We start from the raw sequence: 18,674 nt of genomic DNA on the forward strand, positions 1-18,674 counted from the left end.
GCTGCATCATCTGGCGACGACGGGTCAGCTGGATGGTGGTCTGAAGATCCGGCCGATGGTGCTGCCCGATGTATTCATCGATCAGGACAAGCCGGATGCGATGTATGATCAGGCGGGGCTGAGCGCGCAGCATATCGCGGCGACGGCAATGCAGGCTCTCGGTCTCGACAGCGCCAGCCTCATTGAGCCGGCACGGGCCTGATATAGCCGTCGGGCCGGAATATGAACATGCTGGCCGTTCTGACAGCTATTCCTCTGCTGGCCTGGTTGTATCTGCTGCTGGCACATGGCCGGTTCTGGCGGGCTGACCAGATACTCCCCCATGAACAGGATGCCCTGAGCAGCTATCCGCCGGTGGCTGTGGTGATCCCGGCGCGTAATGAAGCTGACGGGATTGCCCGGACGATTCAGGGTCTGCTGTCACAGGATTACCCCGGCCAGATCAGTGTATGGCTGGTCGATGATTCTTCTGACGATGGCACGGTTGATATCGCCCGTGACGCAGCACAAGGCGATCAGAGACTGACGGTGATTGAAAACCAGCCGCTGGTGCCGGGATGGGCTGGTAAAATGTGGGCTGTAAATACCGGGCTGAAGGCTGTCCCGGCTGATAATGTTTATGTGCTGCTGACAGATGCCGACATCATTCATGAACCCGGTCTGCTGCGGCGGCTGGTCACTAAATCGGAACATGAAGGCCTTGTTCTGACCTCGCTGATGGTCCGGCTGAATTGCGAGACGGTCTGGGAAAAGCTGCTGATTCCAGCCTTCGTTTTTTTCTTCCAGAAACTGTATCCGTTTCCCCGGGTAAACAACCCGAAGCAACAGATCGCCGCGGCTGCCGGTGGCTGTATGCTGATCCGTAAATCAGCACTGGATGCCGTTGGCGGCGTGACCAGGATTCGGGATGCAATTATCGACGATTGCGCCCTGGCCCGGCTGCTGAAAAAGCAAGGGCAGATCTGGCTGGGGCTGGCTGAACAGACCCGGTCCTTGCGGCAATATACATATCTGCACGAAATATGGGACATGGTGGCCCGTACGGCCTACACACAACTCAACCATTCACCGGTTTTGCTGATCGGCTCGGTGTTCGGCATGATAGTGCTTTATCTGCTGCCGGTCGTGAGCCTTGTTACCGGGCTGTTGATCGGAGATTCCGCCATTGCCTTGTCCGCCGCATTCACAGTTTCGCTGATGACAATCTGCTTTCTGCCGACGGTCCAGCTTTACCGGCTTCCACTGACCTGGGCTTTGACCTTGCCTGTCGCCGGATTGCTTTACGGCTTGATGACATGGACCTCCGGCTATAGGCACTGGCGGGGGCGTGGTGCTGGCTGGAAAGGTCGCACCTACAGCCGGACAGGGGACATAGGGCAACAATCACATGACTGAGATGCAGTCAGACCAGACAATTGCGGAAGAGACGACACGGGCATCCGGATCTTCATTTTTCGTTGCCATGCGTCTGCTGCCGCCAGAAAAGCGGGCAGCGATGTATGCGGTCTATGCTTTCTGTCGCGATGTTGATGATATTGCCGATGAGCCTGGCGAACTGGCAGATAAGAAAGCCGCTCTGACGGCATGGCGGGGATGGATTGAAGACCTCTATCAGGGACGTACCCCCGGCCACCCGGTCGCCCGGGCGCTTCGGCAACCGATTGCAGAATTTGACCTGAAGCAGGCAGACTTTCTTGCCGTGATTGAGGGCATGGAACTGGATGCCCGGCCAGATATCCGGATCGCTGACCGTGATGCCCTGATTGATTATTGCGACAAGGTTGCCTGCGCTGTCGGGCGTCTGTCGGTACGTGTGTTCGGGATGGCAGAGGAAGACGGGCTGGCTCTCGCCCGTGCAGAAGGGCTGGCCCTGCAACTGACCAATATTCTGCGTGATGTGGCGGAAGATGCGGATATTGACCGGATCTATCTTCCGCAGGACATGCTGAGAGAAAGCGGGCTGACCACAACTGACCCGCAGAAGATGCTGCACAGCCCTTCCGTTGAGCCGGTTTGTCGCGAATTGTCTGACCTTGCGGGAGAGCGCTTTGCAGAAGCGCAGACCATTCTTGACCGCTCTGACCGTCGGGCAACACGACCGGCCCGTATCATGCTGGCGGTCTACCGGGAAATTCACCGGCGCCTTGTCCGGCGTGGGTGGCAGCCGGAGGTCATCGGACAACCTGTCGGCCCCGGCAAACTCGGCAAGCTCTGGATTGCCGTGCGAAGCGGATATCTGTGACCCGGCATCTGCATATTGTAGGCGCCGGCGTTGCCGGCCTTGCCGCGGCCTGCCGGGCGCTCGCCCGGGGCGCGTCCGTCAGCCTTTATGAAATGGCTGGTCATGCCGGTGGACGCTGCCGGTCATTTCATGATGATCAGCTGGGTGCCGAAATTGATAACGGCAATCACCTGATTCTCTCCGGCAACCGGTCCATTCAGGCCTTCATGACCGATGCCGGTGCCGATCCCGAAGGATTTTCTACTGCCGCCGCAGCCGGTTTTGATTTCTTTGACCTTCAGGATGGCCGGGAATGGCGCATTGCCATGAATGATGGTTGCCTGCCGACCTGGATATTTGATCCGGATTGCCGTGCGGCCGACACCGGACCAGCTGATTATCTCGCAGCGCTGAAACTGTTGTTCGCGGGAGAACGGACTGTCAGCGAGGTTTTTGGCGGCGGCGCAGCATTCCGGAATTTCTGGGAGCCGTTGTCTGTGGCAATCCTGAACACGGAGCCGGACATTGCATCAGCCGGCCTGCTCTGGCCGGTCCTGCGGGAGACGGTTGGACGGGGCGGGAAGGCCTGTCGCCCGATGATAGCCCGGAAAGGTCTTGGACCGGCGCTTATTGATCCGGCTGTGCGAAAGCTTGAACAGAACGGTGCGACTGTCAGGTTTGGGACACGTCTGCGAAAGCTGGAGGTAGCAGGAAACAGGCTTGGATCCCTGAGTTTTGATCACTCATCTGTTGAATTCGGTCCGGATGATGCCGTGATTCTGGCTGTCTCCGCGGGACATATGGCACGTCTGACGTCAGAGGTGGTGGCACCAGACAGCCATCGTGGCATCACAAACCTGCATTTCCGGATGGCTGAACCACTTGCTGAACCCGGGCAGCCCTGGATGCGGGGGATTGTCGGCGGTATTTCCCAATGGGTCTTCATCCGGGATAATATCCTGTCCGTTACTGTCAGTGTTGCCGAGGTTTACGAATCGGCCGCCGCAGAGAATCTGGCAACCGTGGTTTTTGAGGAACTGAGAAAGGCTCTGGACCTGAAAGCATCGTCATATGAAAGTTTTCGCATCATCCGCGAAAAACGGGCGACTTTCACTCAATCTGCGGAGCAGCTGAAACGCCGGAGTGGGCCAGAAACCGCGTACAGCAACATGTTTCTGGCCGGAGACTGGACGGCAACCGGCCTCCCGGCAACCATTGAAGGGGCCGTTCGGTCCGGACATATTGCAGTTGCGAAGGCAATGGAAAGTCCCTGACAACCTTGACAAAATAGTTACATCGCGTAGATAGCGGGGTCTGCGGCCCGCAGCCGCTTCTTGCGCTTGCGAATACGGTCGGACATAGCCGGAAACCTCATGAACATTATCTCTGACGTAACAGCATCGTCACAGACGCCATCAATTTCAGACCCTTCGCTTGTCGACCAGACAATCAGCGAGGCTCTGGCTGATCTTGAACGTATGCAGGGCGACGATGGTCACTGGGTGTTCGAGCTTGAGGCTGATGTCACGATTCCAGCCGAATATATTTTCCTGAATCACTTCCTCGATACCATTGATGATGAGGTCGAGCAGAAGCTGGCAAACTATATCCGTCGGCAGCAGTCCGTGGTTCATGGTGGCTGGCCGCTTTATCACGATGGCGAGTTCAATATTTCCGCCAGTGTTAAGGGCTACTTTGCCCTGAAGCTTGTTGGCGATGACCCGGATGAGCCGCATATGCAGCGGGCACGTCAGGCGATTCTGGATTATGGCGGGGCAGAGCGGGCGAATGTTTTTACCCGCTTCGCACTGGCGCTGTTCAATCAGGCGCCGTGGCATGCGGTACCGGTTATGCGGCCGGAGGCGATGTTGCTGCCACGCTGGTCGCCGTTCCATATCGAGAAGGTCAGTTACTGGTCACGTACCGTAATGATCCCGATGTTTGTGCTGTATTCATTACGGGCACAGGCGGCGAACCCGCGCGGTGTGAAGATTGACGAGCTGTTTACACGTCCGCCATTCGAAATTAACGATTACAACTCCAATCCAACCGGTTCCGGCTGGGGTGAGTTTTTCCTGAAGCTGGACAAGGTGGTGCGTTTCGCCGAACCCATGTTCCCGAAGTTGCTTGAACGGCGGGGCGTGCAGAAATGCCTGAATTTCGTCAAGGAACGTCTGAATGGCGAAGATGGTCTTGGCGCTATCTTCCCGGCAATGGCCAATACAGTGATGATGTATCACACCCTGGGCTATCCGGCAGACCATCCGGATTTTGTCATTGCCCGGAAGTCCATCGATAACCTCCTGATTCTCAAGGAAGATGAAGGCTATTGCCAGCCCTGTGTGTCTCCGATCTGGGATACGGCACTGGCCGCACATGCGGTTGCTGAGGCATCGGCTGCGACGGACGGATCCGGTGATCCGGATCTGTCCACGGCCCGTTCGGCCTGCGACTGGCTGGTGAAGCGCCAGATCACGGAAGTATTCGGAGATTACGCCTGGAAGAAACCTGACCTGAAACCGGGTGGCTGGGCATTTCAGTATAACAATGATCATTACCCTGATGTGGATGACACAGCTGTTGTTGCCATGGCAATGGACCGGGTCGATCCGGAACGCTATGCCGATGCAATCAGCAAGGCGACGGACTGGATCATCGGCATGCAGTCTGAAAACGGTGGCTGGGGTGCCTTTGATATCGATAACACCCACTATGTCCTGAACAATATTCCATTTGCAGATCACGGTGCCTTGCTTGACCCGCCGACGTCCGACGTAACGGCGCGCTGTATCAGCATGCTGGCCCAGCTTGGCTATGACCGCTCGCATGAGGTCGTCGCACGCGGTGTTGACTATCTGAAAAGTGAGCAGGAGCCGGATGGTTCCTGGTTTGGCCGCTGGGGTACTAATTACATTTATGGCACTTGGTCTGTCCTCTGCGCTATCAATGCAGCCGGCGAAGACATGCAGAGCGATTATGTGCGCAGATCTGTTGCCTGGCTGGAATCGAAGCAGCGGGAAGACGGCGGCTGGGGCGAAGACGGCGCGACCTATTTTGATGAGCAGCGTGGGCTTGCGAAGGCCAGCACGGCATCGCAGACGGCCTGGGCCGTGCTTGGCCTGATGGCTGCCGGCGAAGTTGATTCCCCGGCTGTTGACCGTGGTATTGCCTTTCTGTTGAGAGCCGATCGTGAGGGGACCAACTGGAAAGAAGAGTGGTTTACCGCCGTCGGCTTTCCAAAGATATTTTATCTTCGCTATCACGGTTATCCGAAGTTCTTCCCGCTCTGGGCGCTGGCCCGCTACCGGAATCTGAAAACCGGTAATGCCAAGCTTCCGCTGACCGGAATGTGAGCCCGGATCTTTCCAACTTTGGCTTTGTCTGCGGCATGCAGAGCGAGGTGGCGATTTTGCGCCGCGCGCTCAAAGGCACGGTCGTGGAACAACGGATACTCTGCTTTGGTCCGGGACAGCTGAAAGCCCGTGAAACGGCGGAAGAACTGGTAGCCCGGGGATGCAGCAGCCTCGTTTCATTCGGCCTTGCCGGCGGACTTCAGCCTTCAGTCAAATCCGGGGATCTGGTTGTCGCGACGGAAGTCCGGACCGAAGACAACAAACTGTATGCCTGCGAGTCCGGTTTGTCTGACTGGCTGGCAGGGCAGACTGCCGCAAATCGAAAAGGCCCCGTACTTTCTGTTGCCGCCGCAATTTCCGAACCTGATGCGAAACAGTCAGCCGGGCTGTCCGGTTGTCTTGCCGTTGATATGGAAAGCGCAGCGGTCGCGGAGGTAGCGGAATGCGAAAACCTGCCTTTTGCCTGTATCCGGGCCATTGCGGATGAAAGTGATGACAGCATTCCGTCCATTGCACTGGATGGCCTCGACGAAGAAGGTAATCGTCGTATCATCCCGGTGATAAAAGGTCTTTTGCGTCATCCCCGTCAGTTCGGAGCCATCCTGGCACTTGGCCGGCGTAGTCAGTCCGCGCATGCGAGATTGCTTGGCGCCGGTCTGGCCTTATCATCGGGGTAGAAAATCCGCAGGTAAGGCATATGGACGATGGCCCTGAAACAATTTGAATTTTCCGGCAGTCATTATGATATCGGCGTCGCCCTGGGGCGATTATCGGCTGACAGCATCCGAAACGTCATCCCCGGAATGGAGCGGGTGATTGCCCTGCGGAAGCTCTGGCTTGGCTCTGACCGGCTGAAGCAGATTGAATCAGCAGCCCGCAACGTCTTTCCGGATTACATGCGGGAGATGGAAGGCATCGCTGACGGGGCGGATGTTCCGTTTCAGGATATTCTGATCTGGAACTGCCGGGGCGACCTGCCGACAGAGTCTGAGCCGGCCTCAGAAGGTGCTCTTGGATGTACGACGGTGATGTCCGGCAGGGAAACCGGTGACATCGAGATCGCCCATAACGAAGATGGCCATAAATGGCTGAAGGGGCTTTGTCATCTGGTGACGCTGGTGCCAGAGAATGCACCGCGTGTGACCAGTTTCTATTACCCCGGCCTGATCTCCGGACATAACTTCGGCTTTAATGAGTTCGGACTGGTTCAGACGGTCAACAATATCCGCCCCGGTGATCAGAAAGTTGGCTTGCCCCGACATATCATCAGCCGTGCCTCACTGGCCTGCCGGTCGATGGATGAGGCGCTTACGCTGTTTGCCAGAACCGACCGTGCCAGCGGGTTTCATTACGCCCTGGCGCAACGTGGCGATGACCGGCTGCTGTCGGTTGAGGCACCGGCATCCGGTTGCGTCATTCGTGAAGTGACGGGGCGTTCAGCCCATGCCAATCATCTGGTGTTCAGTGAATTTGATACTCTGCCACAGGACGTGACGCCATCTTCCCGGTTCCGTCAGGAGAAAGCAGAACAGATTTTGTCAGCAAACGGGGCAGGGGATTGCACCGGGCTCGCGATTCTGGGGAATACGGAAAATTCCGATTATCCGATCTGTCTGAAAAGAACGGATACGGAAGAGACAAGCTACACGCTTGCCACGGCCCGGTTCGGCATCGGCAAAACCGCTGTCACATGGGAAGTCTATGACCACCCATGTGACGATGCGGTGCTTTCCGGGAGAATATGATCCCGGTCTGATTCAGGCTGAATTATTCGGCAGCAGCGACCGGCGGTTCCTTGCGGCTGCGACGTGGTGCCGGGGCTTCATGTTCGGTTTCCTTGAGGAAAGACTGAACGGTGTTGTCGAAGACAAACTCGGCCTTGCGGGCATTGTCGAGTTTGATTTCAGGCGCCATCGGACCATCAGTACGCACGCCGTTCAGGGCAACTTTCAGGGCTGCCAGCGGGTTTGAGATGGTGTGGTTGACGGCAGTGGCTTCATAACCGCAATGCACCATGCAATTCGAACATTTTTCGTAATTTCCGGTGCCGTAGGTTTCCCAGTCCGTTTCGTCCATCAGTTCGCGGAAGGAGGAGACATAGCCCTCATTCAGCAGATAGCACGGACGCTGCCAGCCAAAGACGTTACGCGTCGGGTTGCCCCAGGGCGTGCATTCGTAGGACTGGTTGCCAGCAAGGAAATCAAGGAACAGTGAGGACTGCGAGAAACGCCAGCCCTTGCCCTTGCCGAGACGGAACAGGTCACGGAACAGGTTCTTGGTTTTCTCTCGGGTCAGGAAATGTTCCTGGTCCGGGGCGCGTTCATAGGCGTAGCCCGGGGAAATGGTGATGCCTTCAACTCCCAGATCGTCACAAACGAAGCTGAAGAATTTCGCCATTGCATCAATATCAACGCCATCAAACAGGGTGCAGTTGATATTGACCCGGAAACCCCGGTCACGGGCAATCTTGATCGCTTCAAGCGCTTTGTCGAACACGCCTTCCTGATCGACAGCCTTGTCATGATGTTCACGGTCACCATCAAGGTGAATCGAGAAGGTCAGATAGGGCGACGGTTTGAACTGATCGATCTTCTTCTTCAGCAACAGGGCGTTGGTGCAGAGATAGACGAACTTCTTGCGGGCGACGATGCCTTCAACGACTTCGACGATCTCCCGGTGCAGCAACGGCTCGCCACCCGGAATGGAGACAATCGGAGCGCCGCATTCATCAACCGCATCCAGGCATTCCTTGACGCTGAGGCGACGATTGAGGATTTCATCCGGATAATCGATCTTGCCACAGCCAGGGCAGGCGAGGTTACAGCGAAACAGCGGCTCCAGCATGAGCACGAGCGGGTATTTGTTCTGACCGGTGATACGGTTTTTCAGAATGTAGGCGCCTACACGCGCCTGCTGGATCAATGGAACGGCCAATTATCTGCCCTCTTTGTATCGCTCGGTATGTATGGAAATCCGGCGGATGGTGATCAGGATACCGCCGCAGCAGCTGCCGCGTCAGTCAGTTTTTTCGGAAGCTTGAAGACGACGTTTTCCTCAACGCCCGACAGTGTGGTGACCGTGACATCCCGTACGGCTGCCAGATGGTCCAGCAGGTCCTGAACCAGCTTCTCGGGTGCCGATGCGCCCGCGGAAACACCAACTGTCTCAACTCCGTCAAGCCAGCTGTCGTCAAATGACTTTGCGTCATCAATGAGATGGCTCTGAATGCCCATCTCGTTACCGATTTCAGCCAGCCGGTTTGAATTGGAACTGTTTTGCGCACCAATGACCAGGATCAGGTCAACCTGACGGGCCAACTCGCGGACGGCTGTTTGCCGGTTCTGGGTTGCGTAGCAGATATCGCGAACATCCGGACCGATGATATTCGGAAATCGTTTCTGCAGGGCAGTGATGACGGCACGCGTATCATCGACACTGAGCGTCGTCTGGGTGACATAGCCAAGCTGGTCAGGATCCCGGACTGTGATCTTGTCGACATCATCGGGTGTTGAGACCAGCAACACGCCCCCGGGAATCTGGCCGCGTGTGCCTTCAACTTCCGGATGCCCGTCATGACCGATCAGAATGACTTCACGTCCCATATTGGCGTAACGCTGACCTTCCTTGTGGACTTTGGTGACAAGGGGGCAGGTTGCATCAATGACCGGCAGATCACGATTTTCAGCTTCGCTGACAACCATCTGGGGCACGCCATGTGCGCTGAAAACAGTGACCGCACCATCGGGAACTTCATCAAGCTCTTCAACAAAGACAGCGCCCTTGTTGCGGAGAGACTCAACAACGAACTTGTTATGCACGATCTCGTGGCGGACATAGACCGGCGGCCCATAGATTTCGAGAGCTTTCTCAACGATATCAATGGCCCGCTCGACGCCGGCGCAAAAACCGCGCGGCTGGGCCAGAACAACTCTCAGGGGCGACATGTTGGTCATCGAAATTCCTCTGGTTGAAGCCGGAAATTATCTCGCACAGCTAAGAGATGCTTCCCAGACTTCAAGTAGCTTATCGTGATGCGTTCTGAATGTGCCGCTTATACGCGGAGACAGGAAATATTGCAACGCAGCGACGTCGTTTCGAACAACCTGCTGGCAGCGGGGGATGGTTGCTGCCTTTCATTTGCCGTTTTGAGATAGCAATATCGCCCGCAACAGAAATCGATGGAGAGTCCTCATGCTGCGCCGACAGTTTGGCAAAGCGCTGATTACCTTAGGCTTTATGGCTGGTTTGACTACCGGAACAGCATTCGGAGCCGGGCCAGCACCAGCCGAGGCAACGGCAGTGGTCGAAACACTGCATAAGGCATTACTCTCAGCAATGAAGTCAGCGGAGACGACACCTGTCGCTGATCGTGCAGCAAGACTCGGCCCGGTAATATCATCCAGCTTTGCCCTCAACCGGATGTCACAATTTGCTGCCGGGTCGGGTTGGCGAAAAATGACAGATCAGCAGAAGTCTTCCTATCTCAGTGCTTTTACGGACATCACCATTGCGACCTATGCGAATCGTTTTGACGGCTTCTCGGGAGAATCCTTTGCCACGCTTGGCACTGAAGAAGCACTGAACGATTCGCTGCTGGTCAGGACAGAATTGCGGCGCCCGAAAAAAGACCCGGTACGTCTGACTTACGTTATTCTTGGTTCGGAAGATGGCCCGAAAATCGTTGATATCTATCTTGATGGCTCAATCAGCGAACTGGCACGGCAGCGATCAGAGTATCAATCAGTCTTGCGAAGTTCAGGCGCTGATGCCCTGATATCCGGGCTACAGGATCAGGCGGAGCGGATGTTGAAAACGAATGGCTGAGATGATGAGCGCGGCAAGAGAAGATTATGATGCGATTGTTGTCGGCGGCGGACTGGTCGGTGCGGCCATTGCATACGGACTGACCCGCAATCTGACCAGGGTTCTGCTATTGGACGAAGGTGATATCGCTTTCCGGGCGTCGCGGGGCAATTTTGCCCTGGTCTGGGTTCAGAGCAAGGGACTGGGGGCGCCTGCCTATGCCGACTGGACACGGGACAGCGCTGCAAACTGGGCTGCGCTGGCTAAAGACCTGAAATCCCGAACCGGTGTCGATGTGTACCATGATCAGGCTGGTGGCGTGCATATCTGTCTGTCCGAGGAAGAATTTCAGACGCGCGCCGAACAGGTTGAACTATTCCGGACACAGCCCGGAGCAAACCGAAGCTCCATCGAGATGGTAGACCGCGACGAACTGGCCAAGATGTTGCCGGGCATCGGCCCTGACGTGGCTGGTGGTTCTTACTGCCCGGATGATGGTCATTGCAGCTCTCTGTTTCTGTTCCGCGCCCTTCACGAAGCCTTTACGGCGCAGGGTGGCCGATACGTTTCGAATGCCCCGGCGCAACAGATCATCCCGTCTTCTGACGGCTTTCAGGTCTCTACCGGGGGGCGGGTTTTTGCGGCGCCCAAACTAGTTCTGGCCGCAGGTCTCGGGAATGCGGCCCTGGCGGAACAGGTGGGCTTGCGGGCGCCACTGGAGCCCATGCGGGGACAGGTGCTTGTCACTGAACGAGTTGACCCTTTCATGAGCATGCCGACGACATTCGTTCGCCAGACGGCTGAAGGCAGTGTGCTGTTCGGCGATAGTCACGAACATGTCGGGTTTGATACGGGCACGACAGCCCCGGTGCTCGGCGATATTGCCACCCGGGCAATTCGTACTTTCCCGTTTCTGGGAACCACCCGGATCGTCCGGACCTGGGGGGCGTTGCGTGTGATGACGCCGGATGGCCTGCCGCTCTATGAGCAAAGCCGGGAATATCCCGGTGCTTTTGTTGCCAACTGCCATAGTGGCGTAACCCTGGCGGCATCGCATGCCGGTCCGCTGGCCGATGCCATTGTCGCCGGAGCATTGCCGGAACGACTGACAGCATTTTCAAGTGCGAGGTTTGATGTTTGACGCGCGACTGAACAAGGCGAAGGACCGCGTGGCCTTTCGCATAGATGGCAAGGAAATGACCGCGCCGGAAGGTGTGACGGTTGCTGAAGCAATGATGCTGACCGGTGTGGAGCATACCCGCCTCAGCCCGATCGGTAAGACACCGCGCATGCCCTATTGCATGATGGGCGTCTGTTTTGAATGTCTGGTGACGATCAACGGCGTTGCCGGGCGTCAGGGCTGCATGGTGCCGCTGGAAGAGGGAATGGAAATTCAGCGACCCGCCGGCAAAGTGAAGGTGTCCCCATGAGCGGACATAGCTATGATGTTGCTGTCATCGGGGCAGGGCCTGCAGGCCTTGCTGCCGCCTCGGCCGCCTCGGATGCCGGTCTCACTGTCTGCCTGCTTGACGAGCAGCGCAGCCCCGGCGGCCAGATTTATCGGGCGATTGAAAGCAGCGGGCTCAAAACTCCGGCCATTCTGGGGCCGGATTACGCAGATGGCGCGGATATCGTCCGTCGTTTCCGTGCTTCCGGGGCAACCTATCAGGAACAGGCAACGGTCTGGATGGTAGACCGAACAGACGCAGGATTTGATATCGCCTTCAGTCTTCCGGGTGGTCAGAAACAGATATCGGCAAAGCGACTGGTCGTTGCCACCGGAGCAATGGAACGACCGGTCCCGGTTCCGGGATGGACCTTGCCCGGCGTCATGTCGGCCGGGGCCGCACAGATTCTGCTGAAGCAATCAGGGATCACCCCGTCCGGTGAAATCGTGCTGGCGGGCAATGGGCCTCTGTTGTTTCTGCTGGCGTCGCAATATGTGAAGGCCGGTGTGAAGATCACTGCGATTCTTGAGACCACTACTTTGCGGGATCGCATTTATGCGCTTCAGCATTTGCCGAAAGCGCTTCGCGGAAGCGCCTATCTGCGTAAAGGGCTGGCGATGTTGTCAGAGCTGCGGCGGGCCGGTGTTCCGATCCTCTCAGGTGTTGATGGTCTGGCTATTCTGGGCCGTAAATCGGCGGAGCAGGTTCGCTTCACTCATCGCGGGGCAAGCCGCCAGATGGTTGCTGATACGATCGTCCTGCATGAAGGCGTCATTCCCAATACACAGCTCCCAATGGCGCTCGGCTGCCGGATGGTATGGGACAAGTCCCAGCTTTGCTGGCGACCCGAGCTTGCCCGGTTCGGTCTGACATCAGAACCCGGTATCTATATCGCGGGTGATGGCGGTGGCATCAACGGGGCAAAAAGTGCGGCGCTTTCCGGCGAACTTGCCGGACTGGGTGTGGTGCAGGACCTCGATGGGTCAAAGATGTCAGGAAAGACATCGCACGCAGCCGATCTGGAAAAGAAACTTCAAGATGACGGGGCTGTCCGGCCTTTTCTGGAACGGCTTTATCGTCCGCATCTTTCACTTCCGTCCGACGAGGCGATAGTCTGTCGGTGCGAAGAGATAACGGCAGGAGAAATTCGCCGGATTGCGGCAACTGGCTGTCCCGGTCCGAACCAGATGAAAAGTTTCTGCCGGGCCGGAATGGGACCCTGTCAGGGAAGGATGTGCAGCCTGACGGTGACCCGGCTGATGGCAGATGTTCAGCAGACAGACCCGTCAGAAATCGGGCATTACCGCCTTCGCATGCCGATAAAGCCGGTCACCGTCGCCGAGATGGCACAACTGGCTGGCCCAACGGAATAGCGTTGCATGGTCAGGTCGGCTGGCTACAGTGCCGGTTCGTACAGATCAGGAGGAACACCATGTCATTTCGCACGCCCTATCTCATGTTTCTGGCGGATGCGCCTGATCAGCTTGCCGCGAAAACCGCTGCTGGTGTCGCACATTGGCGTCCGGACTGGTGCATTGGCCAGCTCCGTCTTGATGGCTGCAAGGCTGACCTGAAACTTCCGGACATGACGGTCGACGAAGCCGCCGCCGCGGGTGTTGGTACTGTCATCGTCGGCGTTGCGAACCGGGGCGGGCGTTTGTCACCGGCATCAATTGCTCCGCTTAAACGCGCTCTTGAACTGGGCATGGACCTGGCCAGTGGTCTGCATATCAAACTGGCGGATGTGCCGGAACTGAAAGCTGCGGCTGCTGCACATGGCCGGACAATCTCTGATGTTCGCCATCCGAAAGAAGATTTTGATACGGGCAGCGGCGAGGACAGATCCGGCAAACGCCTGCTGGCCGTCGGGACTGACTGCTCTGTCGGCAAGATGTACACGACGCTGGCGATTGAGAAGGAAATGCTGTCGCGTGGAATGAAGGCGACGTTCCGGGCAACCGGTCAGACCGGCATTTTTATTGCCGGATCAGGTGTCTCTGTCGATGCCGTTGTCTCTGACTTTATTTCCGGTGCAGTTGAGAAAATCAGCCCGGCCAATGATGCCGATCACTGGGACATCATCGAAGGACAGGGCAGTCTGTTCCATGCCTCCTTTGCCGGGGTGAGCCTGGGGCTGCTGCATGGAGCGCAGGCCGATGCGTTGATCATGTGTCACGAGCCGACACGCACGCATATGCGGGGTCTGCCGAAATCACCCATTCCCGATATCGCGGATTGTATTGCCCTGAATGAAAGCTGCGCCCGTCTGACCAACCCGGCGGCGAAAGTCGTTGGTTTCGCCATTAACTGCGCGGCTCTGGATGCAGCAGCAACCGACCGCACCCTCAAGGAATTCGAGGACAAGTTCGGAATGCCCGCCGTTGACCCGGTCAAGACCGGCGTCGGTGCCCTGGTTGATATCGTCGCAGGCATCTGATGCAGCTTACCGCAAGGTCTGAAACCTGGCCGCTTGCCCGGACGTTTCGTATTTCGCGGGGGGCGAGAACAGAAGCTGTCGTTGTTGTGGCTGAAGTCAGTGACGGCGTTACCACTGGTCTTGGCGAGTCCGTTCCCTACGCTCGCTATGGCGAGACGGTGGAACGTGTCATCGCTGATATCGAGGCCATGCGTAATGACGTCGAAAATGGACTGACCCGTAAAGCGCTGCAACAGTTTATGCCAGCCGGGGCCGCCCGGAATGCACTGGATTGCGCTCTCTGGGATTTTGAAGCCAAGCGTTCCGGCAAACGGCACTGGGAGCTTGCCGGTTTGCCTGCACCCTCACGCATTGTGACGGTCGAGACCGTCAGCCTTGATGATGTTGACGTCATGCGGCGCGAAGCAGCAAAGATCAGCCACAAGCCCCTGCTCAAGATGAAACTTGCCGATGAAGGTGCGCTGGACCGTATCCGGGCCGTGCATGAGGGGGCACCGAACAGTCGTATCATTGTCGATGCCAATGAAGGCATGGATCTTTCCACCCTGCTTGCCATTGCACCGGAACTGAAAGCCCTGAATGTGGCCATGCTGGAACAGCCCTTCCGGGTTGGCGAAGATGCCGCCCTGAACGATATCAGTTGCGATGTTCCGCTCTGTGCCGATGAAAGCTGCCATACCACGGCAGACCTTGCCGGCCTGAAAGGCCGCTATGACTTCGTCAATATCAAGCTCGACAAAACGGGGGGACTGACCGAAGCACTGCGCCTCCGGGATGCTGCTCTGGCAGAAGGCTTCGGCATCATGGTCGGTTGCATGATGGGCACGTCTCTTGGAATGGCTCCTGCCGTTCTGGTGGCCCAGGGGGCTGAGTTTGTCGATCTCGACGGGCCGCTCTGGATGGCCCGTGATCGCGACCCCGGACTTCATTATGAGGCTGAGTTTGTCAGTCCGCCGGACGCTGCTTTCTGGGGGTAGTCATCGGGACAGGCAGAGAACGCTGTGCCATTCTGGTTCTGGGAGCCAAAGTCCATTCGGATGGCACGCCATCCAGAAGTCTTCATCGCCGGGTGCTTCATGCTGTTGCGTTGTGGCGGCGCAATCCAGATGCTCTCATGGTTATGTGTGGGGCAGGGCAGGAAAATGCTCCCTCTGAAGCAGGCTTGATGGCTTCGGTGGCTGTTGCGAATGGCGTGCCTGCTGCAGGAATCATCCTTGATGATCGCTCAATCAACACATTTGAGAACATTGCTTTCGGAACGGCTTTGATTTCTGAACGGTCGATTGACCAGTTGATGGTTGTCACGGACGGATGGCATATGCCCCGTACGTTGATGTGTTGCCGGGCACTTTGCATATCAGTTGAGCCGCACCCGGTGCCGGTCGGCGACATAACATTCTCCACCATTTTGCATATCTGCCGCGAAATACCGGCGCTGTTAAAGTACCGGTTCTGGCTGCCGGGCAGGGTCCGGTCCTTTAAGTCCGGTTGTACCTGATCTTAGGAGAACAGGATGTGTGTTGACTCAGATAATTATATCAAATAATCATGATATATGGATTCTACGCAAGCGATCGACGCCTTCTCTGCACTCAGCCAGCAAACCCGTCTGGATGTCTTCCGTCTTCTGGTAAAGGCCGGCACAGATGGTCTGCTTTCAGGAGAGATCGGGGAGCGTCTTGAGGTCAGGCAGAACACAATGTCAGCCAATCTCGCCGTTCTTCTTCGGGCCGGGCTGATACGCAATGAACGGCAGGGCCGGACCATCCGGTATTTTGCAAATTTCGAGACGATGAACGGTCTGCTCGCCTTCCTGATGGAAGACTGCTGCGGCGGACGGCCTGATCTTTGCCAGCCGGTCATCGACCAGATTACCAGCACCTGATCTGCTGCCAGTGACGGTTACTCTCTCTGAAAGGAAAGCCCTTAAATCATGACGACGGTTATTCATCACAATCCCGACTGCGGCACCTCCCGCAATGTTCTTGAGATCATCCGTGCCTTTGAAGGAGAGCCGGTTGTCATTGACTATCTGAAAACAGGCTGGACCCGTGAGCAATTACAGGGACTGTTCGCTGCGGCTGGTCTCACCCCACGGACAGCCTTGCGAATATCCAAGTCTCCGGCAGAAGAACTCGGATTGACCGACCCTTCGGTTACAGAAGATGAAATATTGTCGGCCATGCTGGAGCACCCGGTTCTGGTCAATCGTCCGATTGTTTGTACAGGAAAGGGGGTCGCGCTCTGTCGACCGTCAGAGGCGGTTTTCAACCTGCTCGATGTCACATCCGGAGCGACCTACACAAAAGAAGACGGCGACGTGATCACAGCGCCATGAAGGATGAACTCATCAATATCGAACAGGAACATTTCCATAAGCCCGATGCACATCTGCTGGCACCTCACGGGCAGACAGATCATCCGCCACGGGTTCTGATGCTTTTTGGATCGCTTCGGGAGCGGTCTTATTCACGTTTGATGACCGAAGAGGCAGCCCGGGTTCTTCGGGCTCTTGGTGCCGAGGTTCGTATTTTCGATCCGGCAGGATTGCCGCTGGTTGATGAAGTATCAGAAAACCATGAGAAAGTTCAGGAACTGCGTCAGCTTTCATTATGGTCGGAAGCCCATGTCTGGTGTTCACCTGAACGCCACGGGGCGATGACTTCAGTTATGAAAACCCAGATCGACTGGTTACCCCTGGCGCCGATCGGTGGTGTCCGGCCGACGCAGGGGCGGACACTGGCCGTAATGCAGGTCTGTGGCGGGTCGCAAAGCTTCAATACCGTCAACCAGCTTCGCATTCTCGGGCGCTGGATGCGGATGATCACCATTCCGAATCAGTCGTCCGTACCGAAAGCCTTTCTGGAGTTCGAAGATAACGGTCGCATGAAGCCATCTCCTTTTTACAATCGCATGGTCGATGTGATGGAAGAACTCATGAAGTTTACCCTTCTGACCCGTGGCCATGCAGCCTACCTCGTCGACCGTTATTCCGAACGGGTCGAAAGTGCCGAGGAACTGTCGAAGCGGGTAAATCTGAAATCCATATGATTCGTATGGATAAGGCAGAATCTGTACCCTCTTGTGAAATTGCGATATCAACAGGCGCAACTGTTTGCTGTCCGGTCTGTCGGACTGTCGTAAACTGATTCCGGTTGTCGGATCAGATTGATGACATTAATTTGTCCGGTCAAAATATGGCAGATGACAGATTCACCGCCCAAAGCAATGAGAAGAGGACGCAGAAAAGATGGATTTTGATCTCAATGAAGAACAGCGCATGTTTCAGGATGCCGTGCGCGGGTTGGGGGAGCGTCACCTTGCCGACGGGGCACTGAAGCGGGCCCATGCCGGGCCGTTTCCTAAAGATGTCTCCCGGATGCTGGCGGAAAACGGTCTGCTCGGGATCACCATTGCTGAAGCAGATGGCGGGCAGGGCGGCAGCCTCATGGATGCGGTCATTGCCATTGAAACGATGGCACAGATCTGTCCGCGCAGTGCCGATGTCATTCAGGCCGGGAGCTTTGGTGCTATTCGTGTGCTCGCTGAATATGGCTCGGAAGATCAGAAGCAGCGTTACCTAACACGCCTGCTGGCGGGTGAAGCCCTGATCTCTGTTGGTATGACAGAACCGGAAGCGGGATCTGCCGTCACTGATCTGCAGACCACAGCAACACCCGATGGCGACGGATACCGCATCAACGGCACAAAGGTTTTTACCAGTCACGGCACAGAGGCCGATGTCATTCTGGCCTATGTACGCTTTGGTCCCGGCGTCGGCGGGATCGGTTCCGTACTGATTGAACCGGGCATGAAAGGCTTCAGCATGGGTCAGCCGGTCAAGTATCTGGGCGGGGATGACTGGGCGCAGCTCTATTTTGAAGATGTTTATGTCGGCCCGGAAAATGTTCTGCTCGGCCCTGGCGGTTTCAAGAAACAGATTGCCGGTTTTAATGTGGAGCGGATCGGCAATACGGCCCGCTCACTGGCGCTTGGCCGTCTTGCCTTCAATATCGCCCGTGAACATGCCTTGACCCGCAAGCAGTTTGGCCGGGAAATTTGCGAGTTCCAGGGCCTTCAGTGGAAGTTTGCGGATATGCAGATCAAACTTGATGCTGCACAACTGCTGCTTTATCGCGCAGCCACCAATGCCGACAGCGGTATTCCCTCGGCGCAGGAAACCGCCATTGCGAAGGCCTATTGCAATCAGGTCGGTTTCGAAATCTCATCAGAAGCAATGCAGGTGATGGGTGCTGCCGGTTACAGTCAGGACTGTCTGGTTGAATATTGCCTGCGCCGGACGCGGGGCTGGATGATTGCCGGTGGCTCCATCGAAATTCTGAAAAACCGGATTGCGGAAGGCGTTTTTGAGCGCCGCTTCAATCAGCGTCCTCCGAAAGCGGTTTGACCAG

The 18,674-nt window shown here is 56.6% G+C and carries 19 protein-coding genes; 17 read left to right on the top strand and 2 right to left on the bottom strand.

The window, feature by feature from the left end; translation table 11 throughout:
* Positions 1–228: 228 nt before the first annotated feature.
* From GH722_15380 to GH722_15405, 6 genes are all read left to right on the top strand, one after another.
* Complete coding sequence (locus GH722_15380; protein ID MRG73149.1) at positions 229–1,395, top strand: glycosyltransferase; 1,167 nt, start codon at positions 229–231, stop codon at positions 1,393–1,395.
* Positions 1,388–2,242, top strand: coding sequence for a presqualene diphosphate synthase HpnD (hpnD, locus tag GH722_15385; GenBank protein MRG73150.1), 855 nt, complete (start codon positions 1,388–1,390; stop codon positions 2,240–2,242). Before GH722_15380 ends, hpnD begins: the two co-directional genes overlap by 8 nt.
* Positions 2,158–3,495 (top strand): NAD(P)-binding protein, encoded by a 1,338-nt coding sequence (locus GH722_15390; GenBank protein ID MRG73151.1) that lies wholly within the window; start codon positions 2,158–2,160, stop codon positions 3,493–3,495. Before hpnD ends, GH722_15390 begins: the two co-directional genes overlap by 85 nt.
* 99 nt (positions 3,496–3,594) lie before the next feature.
* On the top strand, positions 3,595–5,574 hold the full coding sequence (gene shc / locus GH722_15395; protein ID MRG73152.1) for a squalene--hopene cyclase: 1,980 nt from the start codon (positions 3,595–3,597) through the stop codon (positions 5,572–5,574).
* A complete protein-coding gene (locus GH722_15400) occupies positions 5,571–6,251 on the top strand; it encodes a hypothetical protein (GenBank protein MRG73153.1) in 681 nt (226 codons plus the stop codon). The genes shc and GH722_15400 overlap by 4 nt, the downstream gene beginning before the upstream one ends.
* A 27-nt stretch (positions 6,252–6,278) precedes the next feature.
* Positions 6,279–7,319 carry a peptidase C45 gene (locus tag GH722_15405; GenBank protein ID MRG73154.1) on the top strand — a complete coding sequence of 347 codons (1,041 nt, stop codon included), beginning with the start codon at positions 6,279–6,281 and terminating at the stop codon, positions 7,317–7,319.
* 22 nt (positions 7,320–7,341) lie between these two features.
* Here GH722_15405 and hpnH read toward each other — a convergent pair whose 3' ends face one another.
* Positions 7,342–8,508 carry an adenosyl-hopene transferase HpnH gene (gene hpnH / locus GH722_15410; GenBank protein ID MRG73155.1) on the bottom strand — a complete coding sequence of 389 codons (1,167 nt, stop codon included), beginning with the start codon at positions 8,506–8,508 and terminating at the stop codon, positions 7,342–7,344.
* 53 nt (positions 8,509–8,561) lie between these two features.
* Positions 8,562–9,527 carry a 4-hydroxy-3-methylbut-2-enyl diphosphate reductase gene (ispH, locus tag GH722_15415; GenBank protein MRG73156.1) on the bottom strand — a complete coding sequence of 322 codons (966 nt, stop codon included), beginning with the start codon at positions 9,525–9,527 and terminating at the stop codon, positions 8,562–8,564.
* Between the two features lie 238 nt (positions 9,528–9,765).
* On the opposite strand from ispH, the gene GH722_15420 reads away from it, so the two are divergent.
* The 11 genes from GH722_15420 to GH722_15470 all read left to right on the top strand — a co-directional run bounded on the left by GH722_15420 (position 9,766) and on the right by GH722_15470 (position 18,670).
* Positions 9,766–10,398 (top strand): hypothetical protein, encoded by a 633-nt coding sequence (locus GH722_15420; GenBank protein ID MRG73157.1) that lies wholly within the window; start codon positions 9,766–9,768, stop codon positions 10,396–10,398.
* The gene (locus GH722_15425) at positions 10,391–11,518 is read left to right on the top strand and encodes an FAD-dependent oxidoreductase (GenBank protein MRG73158.1); all 1,128 of its coding nucleotides are present in this window, start codon (positions 10,391–10,393) and stop codon (positions 11,516–11,518) included. The genes GH722_15420 and GH722_15425 overlap by 8 nt, the downstream gene beginning before the upstream one ends.
* Positions 11,511–11,807: a (2Fe-2S)-binding protein gene (locus tag GH722_15430; GenBank protein MRG73159.1), complete on the top strand. Its 297-nt coding sequence runs from the start codon at positions 11,511–11,513 to the stop codon at positions 11,805–11,807. The genes GH722_15425 and GH722_15430 overlap by 8 nt, the downstream gene beginning before the upstream one ends.
* The gene (locus GH722_15435; GenBank protein ID MRG73160.1) at positions 11,804–13,198 is read left to right on the top strand and encodes an FAD-binding protein; all 1,395 of its coding nucleotides are present in this window, start codon (positions 11,804–11,806) and stop codon (positions 13,196–13,198) included. The genes GH722_15430 and GH722_15435 overlap by 4 nt, the downstream gene beginning before the upstream one ends.
* A gap of 59 nt (positions 13,199–13,257) precedes the next feature.
* A complete protein-coding gene (locus GH722_15440) occupies positions 13,258–14,262 on the top strand; it encodes a DUF1611 domain-containing protein (protein MRG73161.1) in 1,005 nt (334 codons plus the stop codon).
* The gene (locus tag GH722_15445) at positions 14,262–15,239 is read left to right on the top strand and encodes a dipeptide epimerase (GenBank protein MRG73162.1); all 978 of its coding nucleotides are present in this window, start codon (positions 14,262–14,264) and stop codon (positions 15,237–15,239) included. Before GH722_15440 ends, GH722_15445 begins: the two co-directional genes overlap by 1 nt.
* Positions 15,230–15,760 (top strand): hypothetical protein, encoded by a 531-nt coding sequence (locus GH722_15450; GenBank protein ID MRG73163.1) that lies wholly within the window; start codon positions 15,230–15,232, stop codon positions 15,758–15,760. Before GH722_15445 ends, GH722_15450 begins: the two co-directional genes overlap by 10 nt.
* Before the next feature lie 57 nt (positions 15,761–15,817).
* Positions 15,818–16,147 (top strand): metalloregulator ArsR/SmtB family transcription factor, encoded by a 330-nt coding sequence (locus GH722_15455; protein ID MRG73164.1) that lies wholly within the window; start codon positions 15,818–15,820, stop codon positions 16,145–16,147.
* Positions 16,148–16,195: 48 nt separating this feature from the next.
* The gene (gene arsC / locus GH722_15460; GenBank protein ID MRG73165.1) at positions 16,196–16,600 is read left to right on the top strand and encodes an arsenate reductase (glutaredoxin); all 405 of its coding nucleotides are present in this window, start codon (positions 16,196–16,198) and stop codon (positions 16,598–16,600) included.
* Positions 16,597–17,313 carry an arsenical resistance protein ArsH gene (gene arsH, locus GH722_15465; GenBank protein MRG73166.1) on the top strand — a complete coding sequence of 239 codons (717 nt, stop codon included), beginning with the start codon at positions 16,597–16,599 and terminating at the stop codon, positions 17,311–17,313. The genes arsC and arsH overlap by 4 nt, the downstream gene beginning before the upstream one ends.
* Before the next feature lie 199 nt (positions 17,314–17,512).
* Entirely contained in the window at positions 17,513–18,670 is a 1,158-nt protein-coding gene (locus GH722_15470) for an acyl-CoA dehydrogenase (GenBank protein MRG73167.1), read from the top strand.
* The last annotated feature ends 4 nt before the right edge of the window (positions 18,671–18,674 follow it).

The organism is Alphaproteobacteria bacterium HT1-32, assembly GCA_009649675.1.
Classification (GTDB): Bacteria; Pseudomonadota; Alphaproteobacteria; order Rhodospirillales; family HT1-32; genus HT1-32.

What these genes read in the sequence shown, in the direction of transcription:
- GH722_15380 (MRG73149.1), top strand. Translation starts at nt 229, where the DNA reads ATGCTGGCCGTTCTGACAGCTATTCCTCTGCTGGCCTGGTTGTATCTG.
- hpnD (MRG73150.1), top strand. Translation starts at nt 1,388, where the DNA reads ATGACTGAGATGCAGTCAGACCAGACAATTGCGGAAGAGACGACACGG.
- shc (MRG73152.1), top strand. Translation starts at nt 3,595, where the DNA reads ATGAACATTATCTCTGACGTAACAGCATCGTCACAGACGCCATCAATT.
- GH722_15405 (MRG73154.1), top strand. Translation starts at nt 6,279, where the DNA reads ATGGCCCTGAAACAATTTGAATTTTCCGGCAGTCATTATGATATCGGC.
- ispH (MRG73156.1), bottom strand. Translation starts at nt 9,527, where the DNA reads ATGACCAACATGTCGCCCCTGAGAGTTGTTCTGGCCCAGCCGCGCGGT.
- GH722_15420 (MRG73157.1), top strand. Translation starts at nt 9,766, where the DNA reads ATGCTGCGCCGACAGTTTGGCAAAGCGCTGATTACCTTAGGCTTTATG.
- GH722_15425 (MRG73158.1), top strand. Translation starts at nt 10,391, where the DNA reads ATGGCTGAGATGATGAGCGCGGCAAGAGAAGATTATGATGCGATTGTT.
- GH722_15430 (MRG73159.1), top strand. Translation starts at nt 11,511, where the DNA reads ATGTTTGACGCGCGACTGAACAAGGCGAAGGACCGCGTGGCCTTTCGC.
- GH722_15435 (MRG73160.1), top strand. Translation starts at nt 11,804, where the DNA reads ATGAGCGGACATAGCTATGATGTTGCTGTCATCGGGGCAGGGCCTGCA.
- GH722_15440 (MRG73161.1), top strand. Translation starts at nt 13,258, where the DNA reads ATGTCATTTCGCACGCCCTATCTCATGTTTCTGGCGGATGCGCCTGAT.
- GH722_15445 (MRG73162.1), top strand. Translation starts at nt 14,262, where the DNA reads ATGCAGCTTACCGCAAGGTCTGAAACCTGGCCGCTTGCCCGGACGTTT.
- GH722_15455 (MRG73164.1), top strand. Translation starts at nt 15,818, where the DNA reads ATGGATTCTACGCAAGCGATCGACGCCTTCTCTGCACTCAGCCAGCAA.
- arsC (MRG73165.1), top strand. Translation starts at nt 16,196, where the DNA reads ATGACGACGGTTATTCATCACAATCCCGACTGCGGCACCTCCCGCAAT.
- arsH (MRG73166.1), top strand. Translation starts at nt 16,597, where the DNA reads ATGAAGGATGAACTCATCAATATCGAACAGGAACATTTCCATAAGCCC.
- GH722_15470 (MRG73167.1), top strand. Translation starts at nt 17,513, where the DNA reads ATGGATTTTGATCTCAATGAAGAACAGCGCATGTTTCAGGATGCCGTG.